Source organism: Streptomyces sp. OR43, assembly GCF_008042275.1.
Lineage (GTDB): Bacteria > Actinomycetota > Actinomycetes > Streptomycetales > Streptomycetaceae > Streptomyces.
The window spans coordinates 31,574-54,240 of record NZ_RDBK01000032.1 but is presented as its reverse complement, the minus strand read 5'-3'; the positions used below and the strand labels follow the sequence as shown (position 1 = coordinate 54,240).

Annotated in this window: 1 protein-coding gene; it reads left to right on the top strand. The window is 72.6% G+C overall.

The window, feature by feature from the left end; genetic code table 11:
• The first annotated feature begins 2 nt into the window (after window positions 1–2).
• Complete coding sequence (locus EAO72_RS16175; RefSeq protein ID WP_261991503.1) at window positions 3–22,592, top strand: non-ribosomal peptide synthetase; 22,590 nt, start codon at window positions 3–5, stop codon at window positions 22,590–22,592.
• Window positions 22,593–22,667 lie beyond the last annotated feature (75 nt).

Genomic DNA, 22,667 nt, shown 5'->3' with positions numbered 1-22,667 from the left:
AGATCGAGGCGGTCCTGACCGGCCACCCCCGGATCCGTACCTCCGTCGTCGCCGCTTTCGGCGATGTCGAGGACCGCCGCCTCGTCGCGTACCTGGTCCCCGCCGATCAGACGGCCGGCACCCCGACCGTCGCCGACCTCCGCGCGTACGCCGGCAGCCGACTGCCCGCCTACATGATCCCCTCCGGGTTCGTGGAACTCGCGGCCCTCCCGCTGAGCCCCAACGGCAAGCTCGACCGCGCCGCCCTGCCCGACCCGGACAGCGCGTGGACGGGTGCGGCGGGCGAGTTCGTGGCGCCGCGTTCCGACGTGGAGCGGATCCTGGCCGAGGTGTGGGCCGAGGTCCTGGGCGTGGAGCGGGTCGGGATCGAGGACAACTTCTTCGAGCTAGGCGGCGACTCCATCATCAGCATCCGCGTCGCCGCGAAGTGCCGCGAGCTCGGGGTCCACGTGACGGTGGCACAGCTGTTCAGCCACCAGACCGTCGCCGCCCTGGCCTCGGTCGCCACGAGCGAGAGCCTGGCTGACGCCGAACAGGGGCTCGTCGTCGGCGACTTCGCGCTTACGCCGATCCAGCAGGACTTCCTCGACCGCGACATGCCCCGGCCGTCGCACTTCAACCAGTCGGTCGTCCTGGAGGCCACCGGGCCCGTCGATCCCGACGTCCTGCGCCGGGCCCTGGGTGCGCTGGTCGAGCAGCACGACGCGCTGCGTGCCCGGTTCGTGCGGGAGGAAGGCCGGTGGACCGGCCGGATCCTGGCCGCCGAGCCGGCCGACCTGCTCGCCGCCGTCGACGTCTCCCACCTGACCGCCGACGCCGACCGGCACCTCCTGGACGCCCGCGCCACCGAGATCCAGGCCGGCCTCGATCTGACCGACGGCCCCCTCCTGCGCGCGGCCCTCTTCGACCGCGGCGATCGCAACGAGCTGCTGCTGCTCGTCGTCCACCACCTCGTCGTGGACACGGTCTCCTGGCCCGTGCTCCTTGAGGACCTCGAGGCGGCGTATCGGCAGGTCGAGCAGGGTGCCGGCGTCGTGGAGCTGCCCGCCAAGACCACGTCGTTCCGGCACTGGTCGCAGCGCCTGGCAGAGCTGGCGGCGTCGCCGGAGCTCGCGCTCGAAGCCCCCCACTGGCGGCAGGCGGAAGCAGCGGTCGTCCCGCTGCCCCGCGACCACGACGGTCCGAACCGGAACGCTTCGGTGCGCAACCTGCGCCTGTCCCTGGACGCCGAGCTGACCGAGCGGCTGCTGCGCGAGGTCCCGGCGGCGTACCGGACGCACATCAATGACGTGCTGCTGAGCGTGCTGGGCGCGGTGTTCACCGAGTGGACCGGCACGCGGTCCGTCGTCGTGGACGTCGAAGGCCACGGCCGCGAGGACGTCGGCGCCGACATCGACGTGTCCCGGACCGTCGGCTGGTTCACCAGCGTCCACCCGGTGGAACTCACCGGGCCGGCAACCGACGGCGACCTGGGTGCGTTGCTGCGCCGTACGAAGGAGTACCTGCGGGGCGTCCCGCGCAAGGGCCTGGGCTACGGCCTCCTGCGCCGCCTCACCGACTGGACGCCGCAGGAGCGCACCGAGGTCAGCTTCAACTACCTCGGACAGTCGGGCCGCCGCCCCGACGCCGGTACCACCGAGGCCACCGAAGCCGCCCACGGGGTTCCCGCCCTGCGCTTCCGCCCTACCGGCCGCTCGCTCGGCGAGTCCCAGTCCCAGGACGGCATCCGCGCGTACCTGATCGAGGTCAACAGCCAGGTCGCCGACGGCCGCCTGGAGATGGAGTGGACGTACGGCGCCGAGGTGCACGACGAGGCGACCGTCGGGCGCCTCGCGCAGCGCTACGTCGACGTGCTGGCCGATCTCATCGCGTACTGCTGCCGCCCCGGCACCGGAGGCCACACGCCGTCCGATTTCCCCCTCGCGACGCAGCTCGACCAGGCCACGCTCGACCGTGTCGCGCGGAGCCTGCCGACCGAGATCGAGGACATCTATCCGCTCACCGCCCTCCAGCAGGGCATGCTCTTCCACACCAGCCTGTCCTCCGACCCCGGCATGTACTGGGCCCAGAACGGCCTGCTGCTGGAAGGCGAACTGGACCTCGACGCCCTCACGCTGGCGTGGGAGCTGGTGTTCTCGCGGCACGAGGTGCTGCGCACCGCCGTCGTCTCCGAGGGCGTGCCGCAGCCGCTCGCGGTCGTCTCCCGCGCCGTCCCCGTCCCCTTGGAGTTGCTGGACCTCTCTGCGCTCGACGAGGAGGAGCGGCGCCACGCGATCTCCGCGTACCTGGAGGCCGACTGGGCGCGCGGCGCCGACTTCACCCTGCCCACGCTCGTGCGGATCTCGGTGATCCGGCTCGCCGAAGACCGGCACCAGCTTCTCTGGAGCTACCACCACCTGCTCCTCGACGGCTGGAGCATCCCCATCGTCCTGGGCGAGGTCCTGGAGGCGTACCGCGCCTACCGCGCTGGCGAGGAGCGGCCGGCGCTCGCCGCGCGCGCCCCGTTCCGGGACTTCGTCTCCTGGGTCGCCGGACAGGACCTGGACGAGGCGCGCTCGTACTGGCGCGACCACCTCGCCGGGGTCACCGAGCCCGTCGCCCTCGGTGTGGAGCACGCCACCGGGCAGCAGGGGCGGGACGAGCGGCAGGTGCCGCTGCCGGCCGAGGTCGCCGAATCGGGCCTCGCCGACTTCGCGCGCCGCCACCGGCTCACCCTCAACACCGTGGTGCAGGGCGCCTGGTCGCTGGTGCTGGGCCTGTACGCGGGCTCCGACGACGTGGTGTTCGGCACGACGTCGTCCGGTCGTGGCGGACAGATCGACGGTATGGACTCCATGGTCGGTCTGCTGATCAACACCACGCCCGTGCGCGCCCGGATCGAACGCGACCGGTCCGTGGTGGAGTGGCTCGCCGCACTGCAGGCCCAGCAGGTGCGGGCCCGCAAGTACGAGCAGACGCCGCTGACCACGATCACCGAGTGCAGTGCGCTCGCCCCGGGGCAGGCGCTCTTCAACACGCTGTACGCCTTCGAGAACTACCCCGACCAGGCACGGGTCGAGGGCGGCGAAGGTGGGCGGTACACGGACGGAGACGGGCTGCGTGCCGGCGCCAACTACGGCCGCGACCAGTCGAATTACCCCCTCGGTGTGATCGCCTCCTCCGCGCGGGAGCTGGTGGTGCGCCTGTCGTACGACCGTGCGCACTTCGACGACGCCACCATGGAGCGGATGGCCGGCCACCTGGCCACGGTCCTGACGGCCGTCGCCGAGGACTCCGGGCAGCGGCTCGGTGACCTGCCCGTCCTGACCGAGGCCGAGCGGGACCGGCTGGTGCGGGAGTGGAACGACACCGCCGGACCGGTCTCCACCGCGGCCGGAGTCCACGAGCTGGTGGCCGAGCGAGCCGCGGCGGACCCCGACGCGACCGCTCTCGTCTCCGGTGAAGTCTCCCTGAGCTACGCCGAGTTGACGGCCCGCGCCGCGCGCCTCGCCCGTCATCTGCGGGACGCGGGTGTGGGGGCCGAGTCCGTGGTCGCCGTGTGCCCCGAGCGCGGGGCCGACATGGCCGTCATGGTCCTCGCGGTGTGGCAGGCCGGGGCGGCCTACCTTCCGCTGGACCCGCAGTACCCGGCCGAGCGACTGGAGTTCATGCTTGCCGACAGCGGCGCCACCGTGCTCGTCGGCCACCGCTCCGTCGGGTCCGAGCTCGCGGCGACCGCCGGTCTCGACACCGTCGTGTGGCTGGACGACCCGGACACCCGTACGGCGCTCGCCGCGCTGCCCGCCGCCCCGCCGTCCGTGCCGGTCCTGGCGGACCAGCTCGCGTACGTGATCTACACCTCCGGTTCCACCGGCCGGCCGAAGGGCGTCCACCTTTCCCACCGCGGGCTGGTGAACCTCGTCGCGGCGCAGCAGGCGGCGCTCGGGACCGGCCGCGACGACACCGTGCTCGGGTTCGCGCCGTTCAGCTTCGACGCCTCGGTGTGGGAGCTGGTCATGGCGCTGGCCGTCGGCGCGACGCTGGTTGTGGCCGAGGCGCCGGACCGGGCCGACCCGGCCCGGCTCGCGTCGCTGGTCACCCGCAGCGGGGTGAGCGTGGCGACCGTGCCGCCGTCGCTGCTCGAGGCGCTCACGCCGGGCGACCTGGACGGCGTGACCACGCTGGTCACCGCGGGCGAGCGGCTCGACGCCGGCCTGGCCGCCGTGTGGCGGCAGCGCCACCGCCTGTTCAACGCCTACGGGCCGACCGAGACCACGGTCTGTGCGAGCGTCGCCGAGGTCGAGGACCCGGCCGTCAAGGGCGCGCCGCCGATCGGTGCGCCGATCCTCAACGCCGGCGTGTACGTCCTCGACGCGTCCATGCGCTGCGTGCCGGTCGGCGTCCCCGGCGAACTGTTCGTCGGTGGCCCCCAGTTGGCGCGCGGCTACGGAGGGCGCCCGGCGCTGACCGCCGAGCGGTTCGTGGCCGACCCGTTCGCCGCCGACGGCTCCCGGCTGTACCGGACCGGCGACCGCGTGCGGTGGTCGGCGGACGGGCAGCTCGAGTTCCTGGGCCGCGCCGACGACCAGCTGAAGGTGCGCGGCTACCGGATCGAGCCGCTGGAGATCGAGGCGGCGCTCATCGCGCACCCGGGCGTCCGGACGGCCGTCGTCGTCGCGTTCGGGGACGGCTCGGACCGCCGGCTCGTGGCCTACGCCATCCCGGCCGACCACGCGAAGGGCTTGCCGCCCGTCGCCGAGCTGCGCGCCTTCGCGGGCGAGCGGCTGCCCGAGTTCATGGTCCCGTCGGTGTTCGCGGAGCTTGCCGGGCTGCCGCTGACCCCGAACGGCAAGACCGACCGGGCGGCGCTGCCTGAGCCCGCCGGCTTCCGGACCGGGAGCGGCGGCCGGTACGTCGCCCCCGCCACGGCCACCGAGGAACTGCTCGCCGACGTGTGGGCGCGCGTGCTCGGCGTGGAGCGGGTGGGGGTCCTCGACGGCTTCTTCGAGCTGGGCGGCCACTCCCTGCTGGCCTCCCAGGTCGTCTCCCGGGTCCGCGAGATGTTCTCGGTGGAGCTTCCGCTGGCCGCCCTGTTCGACCGGCCGACGGTACGGGGCCTGGCCGCGCTCGTCGACGGCGCCGCCCGTGACGCCGCGCCGCCGGTGACGCCCGTCGCGCGGGACGCGGCCCTGCCGCTGTCGTTCGCCCAGCAGCGCCTGTGGTTCCTGGACCAGCTGGAGCCCGGCTCGGTCGACTACAACATGTCCACCCGTCTGCGGTTCGCCGGCGAGCTGGACGCCGCCGCCCTGGGCGCCGCCCTGGACGCGCTCGTGGCCCGCCACGAAGTCCTGCGGACCCGCCTCGTCGCCGGTGCGGACGGGGTGGCGCAGCAGGTCGTCGACCCGGCGGCCGGCCTGCCGCTGCCGGTCGTGGACGTCTCCGGTGCCGCCGACCCGCAGGACGCCGCCGACCGGCTGATCGGCGCCGACGGCCTGACGCACTTCGACCTGGCGAACGGACCCCTCATACGGGCCACCCTGCTGCGCCTGGCGCCGGACGACCACGTCCTGAGCCTCGCCATGCACCACGTCGTCTTCGACGAGTGGTCGGACCGGATCGTCCGGCGCGAACTGGCCGCGCTGTACGAGGCGTTCCGGGCCGGCGAGCCCGACCCGCTGCCGCCGCTCGCCGCGCAGTACGCGGACGTCGCGGCCTGGCAGCGGCAGTGGCTGACCGGTGACGTGCTCGACGAACAACTCCACTATTGGCGCACCCAGTTGGACCGGACGCCGGTCCTCGAACTGCCCACCGACCTGCCGCGTCCCCAGGTGCGTTCCACCGCGGGTGCCGTCACCCGCTTCAGCATCGCGCCGGACACCGCGGAGGCGCTGCGCGCGCTGTCCCGCGAGAGCGGCACGACGATGTCCATGACCACGCTCGCCGCGTTCAGCGTCCTCCTCGGGCGCTACGGCGACACGGACGACGTCGCGATCGGCACGCCGGTCGCGAACCGCTCGCTCGCCGAGACCGAGGACCTGATCGGCTTCTTCGTCAACACGCTGGTCATGCGCTCGGACCTGTCCGGCAACCCGTCCTTCGCCGATCTCCTCGGTCGGGTGCGGGAGATGGCCCTCGGCGCGTACCGGCACCAGGACCTGCCCTTCGACCGGCTCGTCGACGCGCTCGTCGCCGAACGCGACCGGTCCCGCAACCCGCTGACCGACGTCATGTTCAGCTACGTGCCGGGGGAGCCGGGCGACCCCGGCGACCAGGGCTCCGTCCCGGTGCGGACGGCCGTCACCGGGACCGGCCCCGAGCCCGTCCCCGTGAAGTTCGACCTGGTTCTGACCCTGGCCGACGACAACGGCGCGCTGACCGGTGAACTCCAGTTCAGCACCGCCCTGTTCGAGGCCACGACTGTCGAGCGAATGGCCGCGCACCTGATCACCCTCCTCGAAGGCATCGCCGCCGACGCGGGACAGCACGTGGCCGAGGTGCCGCTGCTGCCCGAGGCCGAGCGCCGGCTGCTCGTCGAGGAGTGGAACGACACCGCCGCCGATCTGCCGTCCACCGGCGGCCTGCACGAGCTGATCGCCGCTCAGGCCGCCGCGACGCCCGACGTCGTGGCTGTCCTGGCGGGCGAGCAGTCCCTCACGTACGGCGCGCTGATGGCCCGCGCGAACCGGCTGGCCCACCGCCTGCGCCTGGCCGGCGCGGGACCGGAGTCCGTCGTCGCGCTGTGCCTGGACCGCTCCGCCGACATGGCGGTCGCCTCGCTGGCGGCCTGGCAGGCCGGGGCGGCGTACCTGCCCCTCGACCCCGCCTACCCGCTGGAGCGGCGCCGGTTCATGATGAGCGACACCGGCGCGTCGGTGCTCGTCGCCCACCAGGAGGTGGCCGCCGACCTCGTCGCGGACCTCGCCGCCGATCCCGCCGCCGACGGCTCCGTGGGGACCGTGCTGCTCCTGGACGACCCGGCGACCCTGACGGAGCTCGACGCGTTCCCCGCGACGCCGCCCGGGGTGCGCTCCCTGCCCGACCAGCTGGCGTACATCATCTACACGTCCGGTTCGACGGGCCGGCCGAAGGGCGTCCACGTGCCGCACCGCGGCGTGACGACCCTCGCCGAGGCGATGCGCCCGCTGCTGCAGGCCGGCCCGGGCGACCGCGTCCTCGGGTTCGCCTCGTTCAGCTTCGACGCCTCCGTGTGGGAGGTGGTGATGGCGCTACCGACCGGCGCGACCCTGGTCGTCGCCGAGCGGCAGGACCGCACCCCGCCCGAGCGGCTGACCTCGATGATGCGGCGGACCGCCGTGGGCCTCGCCTTCATGACGCCCACGCTGCTCGGGGTGCTGTCCCCGGACGACCTCCCCGACCTCGCCGCGGTACTCGTCGGCGGCGAGCGGGTGGAGGCCGCGCTCACCGCCCGGTGGCGCCGGCGACTGAAGCTGCTGAACGTGTACGGGCCGACCGAGACCACCATCGCCACGACCGGCGGACAGGTCACCGCGGACGGCACCCCGCCGATCGGCACCCCGTTCCTCGACGAGCGGGTCCACATCCTCGACCCGGCGCTCAACCCCGCCCCGGTGGGCGTCGCCGGAGAGGTGTTCATCGCCGGTGCCGGCGTCACCCGCGGCTACGGCGGCCGGGGCGCGCTGAGCGCCGAGCGCTTCGTCGCCGACCCGTTCGCCGCGGACGGCACCCGCATGTACCGCTCGGGCGACCGGGCCCGCCGACTCGCGGACGGGCGCATCGAGTTCGTCGGCCGCGCGGACAACCAGGTGAAGGTGCGCGGCTTCCGCATCGAGCCCGGCGAGATCGAGGTCGTCCTCGCCGGCCACCCGGGCGTCAGGACCGCCGTCGTGACGGCGTACGGCAGCGGTACGGAGCGCAAGCTCGTCGCCTACCTGGTGCCCGCGGACATGGCCGAGGGCATCCCGCCCGTCGCCGAGCTGCGCGCCCACGTCGGCGAACGTCTCCCCACGTTCATGATTCCGGCGCTCTTCACCGAGATGGCCGGAATGCCGCTCACCAGGAGCGGCAAGATCGACCGCGGCGCCCTGCCGGCGCCGGACGGGGCGAGCGCGGCGGCGTCGGCGGACACGTACGTCGCGCCGCGCACCGAGGTGGAGCGGGTCCTCGCCGAGGCGTGGGCCGAGGTCCTGGGCGTGGACCGGGTCGGGATCGAGGACAACTTCTTCGACCTCGGCGGCGACTCCATCATCAGCATCCGCGTCGTCGCCCGCGCCCGGGACTTCGGCGTGCACGTGACGGCGGCGCAGCTCTTCGATCACCAGACGGTGGCCGGACTCGCCACCGTGGCGGCGAGCGAGAGCACTGCCGACGCCGAACAGGGCGTCGTGACGGGCGACTTCACTCTCTCGCCGATCCAGCGGTGGTTCCTCGGCCGCGAGCTGCCGCAGGCGGCGCACTTCAACCAGTCCACGGTCCTGGAGGCCGACGGCTCCGTCGACCACGCCCTGCTGCGGGTCGCGGTGCGCGCGCTCGCCGAGCAGCACGACGTGCTGCGCTCCCGCTTCGTGCGGGAGGCGAACGGGGAGTGGGCCGGCCGCCTGGTGGCCGCCGAGACCGCCGACCCGGTGTCCGTGATCGACGTCTCCGCCGTGGACGACGCCCTGGACGAGGCCGCGTACCTGGAGACACGCGCCACGGAGGTACAGGCGAGCCTCGACCTGGAGCGGGGGCCGCTGTTCCGGGTCGCCGTCTTCGAGCGCGGCGACGACCGGGACCCGCTGGTCCTCGTGGTGGCACACCACCTCGTGGTCGACGCGGTCTCCTGGCCGGTGCTGATGGAGGACCTGATCTCCGCCTACGCGCAGGCCGAAGCGGGCGCCGCGACGGTGGAGCTGCCCGCGAAGACGACGTCCTTCCCACGGTGGACCCAGCGGCTCGCCGAACTGGCCGACTCGCCCGAGCTGGCCGCGGAAGCCCCGTACTGGCGTGCTGCCGAGGCCGGCGCCGCACCCCTGCCGCGCGACCGCGCCGGGAACAACCGCGCGACCACCGCCGGCGAGGTCGTGGCCACGCTCGACGCGGACCTCACCGAACGCCTCCTGCGCGAGGTGCCGAGCGCCTTCCGTACCCAGATCAACGACGTCCTCCTCGCCGCGCTCGGCACGACCCTGACCTCCTGGGCCGGCGCTCCGTCCGTCGTCGTCGACCTGGAGGGCCACGGCCGCGAGGACGTCGGCGCCGACATCGACGTGTCCCGGACGGTCGGCTGGTTCACCAGCGTCTACCCGGTGGTGCTCACCGGAGCCGCCGACGGCGACCTGGGCGCGCTGCTGCGCCGTACGAAGGAGAACCTGCGCGGCGTCCCGCGCAAGGGCCTGGGCTACGGCCTGCTGCGCCACCTCACGGACTGGAGCCCGCAGGGGCACGCCGAGGTCAGCTTCAACTACCTGAGCCAGAACGCCGCGCGGACCGGCGACCGTACGCCCGCCACCACGCGCGGCGGGGCGGGCCGGCTCCGCCCGGGCAAGGGCTCGCTCGGCCGCGCCTGGTCGACGGAAGGTGACCGCACACACCTGCTCGACGTCAACTGCCGTGTGGCGGACGGGCAGTTGGAGATGGTGTGGGCGTACGGCGCCGAGGTGCACGACGAGGCGACCGTCGCGCGCCTCGCGGAGCGGTACGTCGAGGTGCTCGCCGAGCTGATCGAGTACTGCTGCCGGCCGGAGACGGGTGGCAGCACGCCGTCCGACTTCCCGCTCGCGCCGCGGCTCGACCAGGCCGCGCTCGACCGTGTCACGCGCGGCCTGCCCACCCGGATCGAGGACATCTACCCGCTGACCGCCCTCCAGCAGGGCATGCTCTTTCACACGCGGCTCTCCGGCGACCCCGGCATGTACTGGGTGCAGAACGGGCTCTCCCTGGAGGGCGAGCTCGACTTCGACGCCCTGGAGCAGGCATGGGAACTGATCGTCTCCCGGCACGAGGTGCTGCGCACCGCCGTCGTCTGGGACGGCGTGCCCGAGCCGCTGGCCGTCGTCTCCCGCTCCGTCCCGCTGCCCCTGGACGTCCGTGACGTCTCGCACCTGGACGAGGAGGCACAGCAGCGGGCGATCCGCGAGCACCTGGAGGCCGACTGGGAGCAGGGCGCCGACTTCTCCGCGCCCACCCTGATGCGGATCACCGTCATCAGCCTCGCCGACGACCGTCACCAGCTCGTCTGGAGCTACCACCACCTGCTCCTCGACGGCTGGAGCCTCCCCATCGTCATGGGCGAGCTGCTGGAGGCGTACGACGCCTTCCGCACCGGCCGGGCCCGGCCCGACCTGACCCCGCGCGCGCCCTTCCGGGATTTCGTCGCCTGGGTCCACGGCCAGGACCTGGACCAGGCGCGCGCGTACTGGCGCGAGCGCCTGGCCGGGATCACCGAACCCACCACGCTCGGCGTGGAGCGGGCCACCGGTGACCAGGGCCGCGCCGAGGCCCAGGTGGCGCTGTCGCGCACGACCGCCGAGTCCGGCCTCGCCGACTTCGCCCGCCGTCACCGGCTGACGGTGAACACCGTCGTCCAGGGCGCGTGGGCGCTGCTCCTCGCCCTGTACTCCGGCACGGACGACGTGGTGTTCGGCGTGACGTCGTCCGGGCGCGGCGGCCAGGTCGAGGGCATGGACTCCATGGTCGGCCTCCTGATCAACACGACCCCGACGCGCATCCGCGTCGACCGCGAACAGGCGGTCGTGGACTGGCTGGTCGGGCTGCAGGACGAGCAGGTGCTGGCCCGCCAGTACGAGCAGGTTCCGCTGGTGACCATCGGTGAGTGCAGCGAACTGCCCGCCGGACAGGCGCTGTTCAACAGCCTCTTCGTCTTCGAGAACTTCCCGGACCAGACCCTGACCGAGGGCCGGGAGACCTCCGCCTCCAACGGCCTGCAGGCCGACCTCAACTACGGCCGCGAGCAGGTCAACTACCCGCTCCACATCACCGCCGGCGCGGGCCGCGACGTCAGGATCAAGCTCTCCTACGACCGCGCCCACTTCGACGCCGAGACGGTCGAGCGCATGACCGGCCACCTGGCCACCCTCCTGGACGCCCTCGCGGCCGACGAGGGCCGGCGCGTGGGTGAGCTTCCGGTGCTGACCGTGGGTGAGCGGGACGTCGTGGTGCGGGGCTGGAACGACACGGATGTGGAGGTGTCCGGGGTCGGTGGGGTGCAGGGGCTGATCGCTGAGCGGGCCGCCTCGGCTCCGGATGCGGTGGCTGTGGTGGCCGGCGGGGAGTCGGTCACGTACGGCGGGCTGATGGGTCGGGCGAACCGTCTGGCGCGTCATCTGCGTTCGGTGGGTGTGGGTGCGGAGTCCGTGGTCGCGGTGTGTGTGGAGCGCGGCGTGGACATGGTTGTGGTGGGGCTTGCGGTGTGGCTGGCGGGGGGTGCGTACCTGCCGCTGGATCCGGAGTTCCCGTCGGACCGGCTGGAGTTCATGCTCGCCGACAGTGGCGCGGGTGTGCTGGTGGGTCACCGATCGGTGGCGGGCGGGTTGCCGCTGGACTCGGTCGCCTCGGTGGTCTGGCTCGACGACGCGGAGACGCGGTCGGCACTGGAGAGCCTCCCGTCCGCGGCCCTCGATGTGCCGTGTGCCGAGGACCAGTTGGCCTACGTGCTGTACACGTCCGGGTCGACCGGTCGCCCGAAGGGTGTCCTGGTGGGCCAGGTGAGCCTGGTGAACTTCCTGGCCGGTATGGCACAACGTCCGGGGCTCGACTCGGACGATGTGCTGTTGGCGGTGACGACGTGGGGCTTCGACATCGCGGGTCTGGAGCTGTGGCTTCCGCTGGTGGTGGGCGGCCGCGTCGTGGTCGCCGACCGCGAGGTGGTGGGCGATCCGGGCGCGCTGGCCGGCGAGCTGGAGCGCTGGGGCGTCTCGGTGATGCAGGCGACACCGGTGACCTGGCAGATGCTGATCGCCGACGGCTGGACCGGGCGGCCTGGGCTGCGGGCGTTGTGCGGAGGCGAGGCGCTGCCGGGCGGGCTGGCCGCGGCCCTGGTGCGGCGGCTGGCCGAGGTCTGGAACATGTACGGGCCGACGGAGACGACGATCTGGTCCGCGTGCGAGCAGGTCATCCCGGGCGGGGCGTTGGGGATCGGCTCGCCGGTGGCGAACACCCAGGTGTACGTGCTGGACGGCCGTCTGGAGCCGGTGCCGGTGGGTGTGGCGGGTGAGCTGTTCATCGGCGGTGCCGGGGTGACCCGTGGCTACCTCGGCCGTGCAGGGCTGTCGGCCGAGCGGTTCGTCGCCGATCTGTTCGCGGCGGACGGTTCGCGGATGTACCGGACGGGCGACCGGGTGCGGTGGATGTCCGGTGGCCGGCTGGAGTTCCTGGGCCGTGCGGATGAGCAGCTGAAGGTGCGTGGTTTCCGGATTGAGCCGGGTGAGATCGAAACGGCTCTGGTCGGGCATCCGGCCGTCGGCTCGGCGGTGGTCGTGGGTCACGGACAGGGTGTGGAGCGCCGTCTGGTGGCGTACGTGGTTCCCGCCGACCAGGCGGACGGGGCTCCGTCGGCCGGTGAGCTGCGCGATTGGCTGCGTGCCGGGCTGCCGGAGTACATGGTTCCGTCGGTGTTCGTCGAGCTGGCGGCGCTGCCGCTGACCCCGAACGGCAAGATCGACCGCAAGGCCCTGCCCGAGCCGGCCGAGCTGCGCGGCGAACTGGACACCGCCTTCGTCGCTCCGGCCACGGTCTCGGAGGAACTGCTGGCGGGGATCTGGTCGCAGGTGCTCGGTGTGGACCGGGTCGGTGCCATGGACCCCTTCTTCGACCTGGGCGGTCACTCGCTGCTCGCGACGCAGGTGATCTCGCGGATCCGGGAGGCGTTCGGGGCCGAGGTCCCGTTGTCGGCGCTCTTCGACGGGCCGACCGTGCGTGGTCTGGCGGCGGCGATCGAGAGCGCTGCGGGTGTTGCGGCGCCGCCGGTCGTCCTGGCGGACCGTACGCAGCCGCTTCCGCTCTCCTTCGCCCAGCAGCGCCTGTGGTTCCTGGACCAGCTGGAGCCGGGCTCGACGGAGTACACCATGTCGACCCGTCTGCGCCTGACCGGGGCCATGGACGTGGTGGCCCTGAGCGCCGCTCTGGACGCGATCGTCGACCGCCACGAGGTCCTGCGGACCCGCCTGGTCGCGGGCGCGGACGGCGTGGCGTACCAGGTCATCGACGCGCCGGCCGCCCTGCCCCTTCCGCTCGTGGACGTGTCCGGGACCAGGGACCCGGAGGGTGTCGCCGACGACCTGTTCGCCAAGGACATCCTGACGCCGTTCGACCTGGCGAACGGGCCTCTGGTGCGGGCCGTGCTCGTACGGATCGCTGCGGACGAGCACGTGCTGTCGCTCGTCATCCACCACGTCGTCTTCGACGAGTGGTCGGACCGTGTGCTCCAGCGCGAGCTGGCCGCCCTGTACGAGGCGTTCCGCGCGGGCGAGCCGAACCCGCTGCCGCCGCTGGCCTTCCAGTACGCGGATGTCGTCGCCTGGCAGCGGCAGTGGCTGACCGGCGATGTGCTCGACGGCCAGCTGGGCTACTGGCAGCGTGCGCTGGGGGATCTGCCGACGCTCGACCTGCCGACCGACCGGCCCCGGCCGGCGGTGCGCTCCACCGAGGGTGCGGTGGCCCGGTTCGTCGTTCCGGCCGAGACGGTACGGGCGCTGCGCGCCCTGTCCCGTGAGCGTGGCACGACGATGTTCATGACGCTGCTGGCGGTCTTCAACGTCCTGCTGGGGAGGTACGCGGAGGCGGACGACGTGGTCGTGGGCACGCCGGTGGCCAACCGGAACCGTGCCGAGACCGAGGACCTGATCGGGTTCTTCGTCAACACGCTCGTGCTGCGCACGGACCTGTCCGGCGCGCCCACCTTCGCCGAGCTCCTCGGACGGGTGCGCGAGACGGCCCTCGGTGCGTACGCGCACCAGGACCTGCCGTTCGAGCAGCTCGTGGACGCGATGGACGTCGAGCGGGACCGCTCGCGCAGCCCGCTCTTCCAGACGCTCTTCAGCTACGTCGCGGGGGACCCGAGCGAGCCGCAGCAGGAATCCGGTGACAGCGGAGCCGACACCGGAGCCGCCCCCGCGAGCAGGTCGGCCGCCGACGCGGCCGCGCACAGCGGCCCCGTCCCGGTGAAGTACGACCTGGCGCTGGCCCTGGCGGACGCCGAGGGCGCGCTGGCCGCGGAGATCCAGTACAGCACCGCGTTGTTCGACGCGGCGACGGTGGAGCGGATGGCGGGGCATCTGGTCACGCTGCTGGACGCTGTCGCGGCGGACGCGGACCGGATGGTTGACGAGCTTCCGGTGCTGACCGCGGGTGAGCGGGACGTCGTGGTGCGGGGCTGGAACGACACGGATGTGGAGGTGTCCGGGGTCGGTGGGGTGCAGGGGCTGATTGCTGAGCGGGCGGGGTCGGCTCCGGATGTGGTGGCTGTGGTGGCCGGTGGGGAGTCGGTCACGTACGGCGGGCTGATGGGTCGGGCGAACCGTCTGGCGCGTCATCTGCGGTCGGTGGGTGTGGGTGCGGAGTCTGTTGTCGCGGTGTGTGTGGAGCGCGGCGTGGACATGGTTGTGGTGGGGCTTGCGGTGTGGCTGGCGGGGGGTGCGTATCTGCCGCTGGATCCGGAGTTCCCGTCGGACCGGCTGGAGTTCATGCTCGCCGACAGTGGTGCGGGTGTGCTGGTGGGGCACCGGTCCGTGGCGGGCGGGTTGCCGCTGGACTCTGTGGGGTCGGTGGTCTGGCTGGACGACGCAGAGACGCGGGGGACGCTTGAGGGTCTCTCGCCCTCGCCCCTCGATGTGTCCTGTGCTGCCGATCATTTGGCGTATGTGCTGTACACATCCGGGTCGACCGGTCGCCCGAAGGGTGTCCTGGTGGGCCAGAGAAGCCTGGTGAACTTCCTGGCCGGTATGGCACAACGTCCGGGGCTCGACTCGGACGATGTGCTGTTGGCGGTGACGACGTGGGGTTTCGACATCGCGGGTCTGGAGCTGTGGCTTCCGCTGGTGGTGGGTGGCCGTGTCGTGGTGGCCGGTCGTGAGGTCGCGGCTGACCCGGGCGCGCTGGCGCGTGAGTTGGAGAGCTCGGGTGCGTCGGTGATGCAGGCGACGCCGGTGACGTGGCAGATGCTGATCGCCGATGGGTGGGCGGGATCGCCGGATCTCGTGGCCCTGGCCGGTGGTGAGGCACTTCCGGACGGCTTGGCACGTGCGCTGGTGGAGCGCGTGGCGGGCGTCTGGAACATGTACGGGCCGACGGAGACGACGATCTGGTCGACGTGCGAGCAGGTCACCTCGGACGGGGTGTTGGGGATCGGGTCGCCGGTGGCGAACACCCGGGTGTACGTGCTGGACGGCCGTCTGGAGCCGGTGCCGGTGGGTGTGGCGGGTGAGCTGTTCATCGGCGGTGCCGGGGTGACCCGTGGCTACCTCGGCCGTGCGGGGCTGTCGGCGGAGCGGTTCGTCGCCGATCTGTTCGCGGCGGACGGTTCGCGGATGTACCGGACGGGCGACCGGGTGCGGTGGATGTCCGATGGTCGGCTGGAGTTCCTGGGCCGTGCGGATGAGCAGCTGAAGGTGCGTGGTTTCCGGATTGAGCCGGGTGAGATCGAAACGGCTCTGGTCGGGCATCCGGCCGTCGGCTCGGCGGTGGTCGTGGGTCACGGGCAGGGTGTGGAGCGTCGCCTGGTGGCGTACGTGGTTCCCGCCGACCAGGCGGGCGGGGCTCCGTTGGCCGGTGAGCTGCGCGATTGGCTGCGTGCCGGGCTGCCGGAGTACATGGTTCCGTCGGTGTTCGTCGAGCTGGCGGCGCTGCCGCTGACCCCGAACGGCAAGATCGACCGCAAGGCCCTGCCCGAACCCGATGGGTCCTTCGGTGCGCTGGAGGGTCTGTACGTTCCTCCGGCTACGGTCTCGGAGGAGTTGCTCGCCGGTATCTGGTCGCAGGTGCTCGGTGTGGACCGGGTCGGTGTCACCGACTCCTTCTTCGATCTGGGCGGTCACTCGCTGCTCGCGACGCAGGTGATCTCGCGGATACGGGAGGCGTTCGGGGCCGAGGTCCCGTTGTCGGCGCTCTTCGACCGGCCGACCGTGCGCGGCTTGGCGGCGGCGATCGAGAGCGCTGAGGGTGATGCGGCGCCGCCGGTCGCCCTGGCGGACCGCGCCCAGCCGCTTCCGCTCTCCTTCGCCCAGCAGCGCCTGTGGTTCCTGGACCAGCTGGAGCCGGGCTCGACGGAGTACAACATGTCGACCCGTCTGCGCCTGCCCGGGACCGTGGACCTCGTCGCTCTGAGCGCCGCACTGGACGCCGTCGTCGCCCGGCACGAGGTCCTCCGTACCCGTCTGGTCGCCGGCGCCGACGGCGTCGCGTACCAGGTTGTCGACCCGGCCGGCTCCCTGCCTCTCCCCGTCCTCGACCTCTCCGGGAGTGCGGACCCGCAGGACGCCGCCGCCCGTCTGGTCGCGGAGCTGGGCACGGTCCCCTTCGACCTGGCGAACGGGCCCCTGATCCGGGCCACGCTCATCCGGCTGGGGAGCGACGAGCACGTGCTCGCGCTGCTGATGCACCACGTGGTGTCCGACGAATGGTCGGACCGGATCCTCCGACGCGAACTCCTCGCCCTCTACGAGGCGTTCCGCGCCGGCGAGTCGAACCCGCTGCCGTCGCTGGCCTTCCAGTACGCGGATGTCGTCGCCTGGCAGCGGCAGTGGCTGACCGGCGACGTGCTCGATGGCCAACTCGACTACTGGCGGCGTACGTTGGCCGCCGTGCCGACGCTCGACCTGCCGACCGACCGGCCGCGGCCGGCGGTGCGCTCCACCGCCGGTGCGGTGAGCCGGTTCGCCGTTCCCGCCGAGACGGTCCGGGCGCTGCGCGTGCTCTCCCGCGCCCACGGCACGACGATGTTCATGACGCTGCTCGCCGCCTTCGACGTTCTCATGGGCCGCTACGCCGGCACCGACGACATCGCCGTCGGCACCCCGGTCGCGAACCGGAACCGGGCCGAGACCGAGAACCTGATCGGCGTCTTCGTCAACACGCTCGTGATGCGTACGGACCTGTCCGGCGACCCGACGTTCGCCGAACTCCTCGGCCGGGTCCGCGAGACCGCCCTCGGTGCGTACGCGCACCAGGACCTGCCGTTCGAGCAGCTGGTGGACGACCTCGTCACGGAGCGGGACCGGTCCCGTACCCCGCTCTTCCAGACGCTCTTCAGCTACGGCGCCGAGGACCTTCGGGACACCGGAACCCACGACGACGAACCGACCGTCGCCTCTCCGCGGGAGTCCGACGGCTCCGGGTTCGTACCGGAGTCGCTGCCCGTCAAGTTCGACCTCATGGTCACCCTGGGCGAAGGCGAGGACGACGGCTCGCTCGCCGGCGAGATCCAGTACAGCACCGCACTCTTCGACGCCACGACCGCGGAGCGGATGGCCGGGCACCTGGTCACCCTCCTCGCGGCCGTCGCCGGCGACGACGCGGACCGGCGGATCGGCGATCTGCCGCTGCTGACCTCGGCCGAGGGCGACCGGCTCCTGCACGAGTGGACCGACAACGCGGCCCCCCTGCCGCTGGTCAGCGGGATGCACGAGCTGATCGTCGGGCGGGCCCTCGCGACGCCGGACGCGGTCGCCGTCGTGTCGGGCGAAGAGACCGTCACCTACGGCGCGTTGATGTCCCGCGCCAACCGCCTCGCGCACCACCTGCGCGACCTCGGCGTGGGTACCGAGTGCCCGGTGGCGCTGTGCCTGGAGCGCGGCCCGGACATGGTCGCCGCGGTCCTCGCTGTCTGGCAGGCCGGGGCGGCGTACGTCCCGCTCGACCCGGGCTATCCGGCGGACCGCCTGGCGTTCATGCTCGCGGACAGCGGCGCCGCCGTCCTGGTCGGCCACCGCGCCGTCGCCGCGGACGTGGCGGCGGGAGGCGAGCTGGACACGGTGGTGTGGCTGGACGACCCCGACACCCGTCCCGCCCTCGCGGCCCGGCCGGACACGTCGCCCGGGGTGGCGGTCCACCCGCAGCAGCTCGCGTACGTCATCTACACCTCGGGTTCGACCGGCCGCCCGAAGGGGGTGCAGATCACCCACGGCGGTGTCATGAACCGCATCTCGTGGATGCAGGACCAGCACCAGCTGACCGCGGCGGACCGCGTGCTCCACAAGACGCCGCTCACGTTCGACGCCTCGGTCTGGGAGCTCCTGTGGCCGCTGTCGAACGGCGCCGAGCTCGTCCTCGCCGCTCCCGGGCGGCAGGGCGACCTGGACTACCTGGTGGAGCTCGTCGAGTCCCGGCGGGTGACGGTCGTGCAGTTCGTGCCGTCGCTGTTCAAGCTGTTCGTCTCGCACGCCTGGCCGTCGTCGCTGTCCGCGCTGCGGATGGTCTTCTGTGGCGGTGAGGCGCTCTCGGCGGCCGACGTGACCCGCTTCTACGCCAGGAACGCCACGGCGCTCGTGGCGAACCTGTACGGCCCGACCGAGAACACCATCGACGCGGCGAGCACGGTGTGCCCGCGTACCGACGGCACGACGGACTGGTCGCCCGGCGGCCTCGTCCCGATCGGCCTGCCGCTGTCCAACGTACGGCTGATGGTCCTGGACGAGCGGCTGAACCCGGTGCCGGTCGGCATCGCGGGCGAGCTGTACATCGCCGGCGCGAGCCTCGCCCGGGCCTACGGGCACCGGCCCGCGCTGACCGCGGAGCGGTTCGTGGCCGATCCGTACGCGGGCGACGGCTCCCGCGCCTACCGGTCCGGCGACCAGGTGCGCTGGCGCGCCGACGGGCGCCTGGAGTTCCTCAGTCGCATCGACCAGCAGGTGAAGGTGCGCGGATTCCGCATCGAGCCGGGGGAGATCGAGGAAGCGCTCGCCGCCCATCCCCAGGTCCGGTCCGCGGTCGTCACCGCCTGGGGCGAGGACGAGGACCGCCGCCTGGTGGCCTACCTGGTGCCGGCCGACCACGCCGACGGGATGCCCGCGGTGGCCGAGCTGCGCGAGCATCTGCGGCGCAGCGTCCCCGAGTTCATGGTCCCGTCCGTCTTCGTCGAACTGGCCGACCTGCCGCTGGCACCCAACGGCAAACTGGACCGGGCGGCGCTGCCCGAGCCGGAGCTCGGCCGCACCGACGCGGACACCTCCGTGGCCCCCACGGGTGCCGTCGAGGAGCTGCTCGCGGGCATCTGGTCCAGTGTTCTGGGCATCGACCGGGTCGGCGCCGAGGACAACTTCTTCGAACTGGGCGGACACTCGCTGCTCGCCACCCAGGTGATTTCCCGGATGCGGAACGTCCTSGGCGCCGAGGTCCCGCTGGCGGCGCTCTTCGACCAGCCGACGGTCCGCGGCCTGGCCGCGACCCTCGCGGAGACGGCCGACCGGCCGGATCTCCGGCCGGTGACGCCCGTCGGCCGGGACCGGATGCTGCCGCTGTCGTTCGCGCAGCAGCGGCTGTGGTTCCTGGACCGGCTGGAGCCCGGATCGCTGGAGTACAACTTGCCGATGCGGGTCCGGATGGGCAGCGACCTCGACATCGCCGCCCTCCAGGGGGCGCTGACCGCGATCGTGGCACGGCACGAGGTGCTGCGGACGCGCCTGGTCGCGGACGCGGACGGTGTGCCGCACCAGGTCATCGCCCCGCCGACGACCTTCGTACTGCCGCTGATCGACGTGTCGGCGGAAGGCGCTCCGTTCCTCGTGGCCGAGAAGCTCGTCGCGGCGGACGAGGCGACCCCGTTCGACCTCTCCGCGGGCCCGCTGATCCGCGCCATGCTGATCCGGGTGGCGGCCGACGAGCACGTCCTGGCCCTCTCGATGCACCACGTGGTCTCGGACGAGTGGTCGACGCGCATCTTCCAGCGTGAACTGATGTACCTGTACGACGTGTTGCGTCAGGGCGGCGAGCCGTCGCTGCCGGCTCTGCCCGTGCAGTACGCGGACTTCGCTCTCTGGCAGCGGCAGTGGCTGACCGGCGAGGTGCTCGACGCGCAACGCGACTACTGGAAGGAGCAGTTGACCGGCGCTCCGACGCTTGAGCTGCCCACCGACCGGCCGCGGCCGGCGCTCTGGTCGCCGGCCGGTGCGACGGCGCGGTTCGAGGTCCCCGAGCCGACGATGACCGCGCTCAGGGCCCTGTCCCGCGAGCACGGCACGACCATGTTCATGACGCTGCTGGCCGCCTTCGACGTGCTGCTCGGCCGGTACGCGGGCTCGGACGACGTGGTCGTGGGCACGCCGGTTGCGAACCGGAACCGGGCCGAGACCGAGGACCTCATCGGGTTCTTCGTCAACACGCTCGTGATGCGCACGGACCTGTCCGGCGACCCGACGTTCGCCGAACTCCTCGGCCGGGTACGGAAGGTGGCCCTGGACGCGTACGCGCACCAGGACCTGCCGTTCGAACAGTTGGTGGACGAACTGGTGACGGAGCGGGACCGGTCGCGCAGCCCGCTGTTCCAGGTGCTGTTCAACTACTTCACCGAGGACGGCCGGTCCGCCGACGCTCCCGCCGACGACGACCGCCTCGACCCCGAGTCGTTCCCGGACGACTCCGGAACCACCATGACCAACCGCTTCGACGTGCGCCTCGTGCTCACGGACGGCGGGGACGCGATGTCCGGAGCGATCGAGTACAGCACCGCGCTGTTCGACGCGAGCACGATCGAGCGGATGGCCGGGCACTTCGTCGCCCTCCTCGACAATCTGACCGCGGACGCGCACCGAAGCCTCGGCGAGCTGCCGATGCTGACGGCGGCCGAGCACGATCAGGTCGTACGGGAGTGGAACGCGACGGCGGAGCCGGTGCCGGCGGTCGGTGGCGTGCATGAGCTGATCGCCGGGCGGGCGAGTGCTTCTCCCGATGCGGTGGCGGTCGTGTGCGGCGAAGCCTCCGTCGAATACGCGGAGTTGATGGGTCGGGCGAACCGTCTGGCCCACTACCTGCGGTCGGTGGGTGTGGGCTCGGACTCGGTGGTGGCGCTGTGCCTGCCACGCGGGATCGACATGGTCGTGGCGATGCTCGGCGTGTGGCAGGCCGGTGGTGCGTATCTGCCGCTGGATCCGGAGTACCCGGTGGACCGGCTGGGCTTCATGCTGCGGGACAGCCGGGCGACGGTGCTGGTCGGTACCGAGGAGCTGGTGGACGAGCTGCCCGTGGGACGTCTGCGGACGGTGGTCGTCGATGCCCCGGCGGTCGCTGCCGCGCTGGCGGAGCTTCCGTCGGCTGCGCCCGAGGTGACGACGGCACCGGACCAGCTGGCGTACGTGATCTACACGTCGGGTTCGACGGGTCGTCCGAAGGGCGTGCAGGTCGCGCACCGGGGTGTGGTGAACCTGGCGCAGGCGCAGGCGCGTGCGTTCGGGGTCGGCGAGGGTGACGGGGTGCTGCAGTTCGCGCCGTTCGGTTTCGACGCGGCCGTGTCCGAGGTCGTGGTGACGCTGGCGGCCGGTGGCCGGTTGGTCGTGGCGACGGCGGAGGAGCGCGGTGAGCCGCGCGCCCTGGCCGCGCTCGTCCGGGAGAAGGACGTGCGGGTGGCGACGCTGCCGCCGTCGCTCCTGGCCGTCCTCGAGCCCGCCGACCTCGCCGGCCTGCGGACCCTTGTCACGGCCGGTGAACGGCTGGAGGAGGCCGCGGCGGCGCGCTGGCGCGGCGAGTACCGCCTCCTCAACGCGTACGGTCCGACGGAGGCGACGGTCTGCGCGAGCATCGCCGTCCTCGACCCGGACGGTGACGGTGTCCCGCCGATCGGTGCCCCGATGGGCAACACCCGGGTCTACGTCCTGGACGACCGGCTGCGCCCCGTCCATGTCGGGATGACGGGTGAGCTGTACATCGCCGGCACCGGCGTGGCCCGCGGTTACCTGGGCCGCCCGGACCTGACCGCCGAGCGGTTCACGGCCGACCCCTTCGCCGCCGACGGCAGCCGCATGTACCGCTCGGGTGACCAGGTGCGCTGGCTGCCGGACGGTCGGCTTGAGTTCGTCGGCCGGGTCGACCACCAGGTGAAGATCCGGGGCTTCCGCATCGAACCCGGCGAGATCGAAGCCGCCCTCACCGCGCACGCGGCCGTACGCACGGCGGTCGTGACCCTCGACGGTGCGGAGCAGGATCGCCGACTGGTGGCACACGTCGTGCCGGCGGACCAGGAAGAGGGGCTTCCGGCGGTCGGCGAACTCCGCGCCTTCCTGGGGGAGCGGCTGCCCGGGTTCATGGTTCCCTCCGTGTTCGTGGAGCTGGCCGCGCTGCCCCTCACGCCGAACGGCAAGGTCGACCGGGCGGTGCTCCGGGCGCTCGACGGCGTGACCGTGGCCGGAACGGGGCAGGCTCATGTCGCGCCCCGGAGCGAGACGGAACGCGTCCTCGCAGAGATGTGGGCCGAGCTGCTCGGTGTGGAGCGGGTGGGGGTCGAGGACAACTTCTTCGACCTGGGTGGTCACTCGCTGCTCGCCACGCAGGTGGTCTCGCGGGTGAGGGCGGTGTTCGGGGTCGATCTTCCGCTCGCCTCGGTCTTCGACCGGCCGACCGTCGCGGCCATCGCCGCGGTCGTCGGAAGCGGCGCGGAGGCGGCGGGCGTGGAGGGCGCCGAGGACACGGAGTACGAGGAGTTCGACCTCTGATCGGTCGCCTCATCCTCAGGTAGGAGACCGCCCCTCCCTCCTACGAGGGAGGGGCGGTCTCTTGCGTCCCCCACG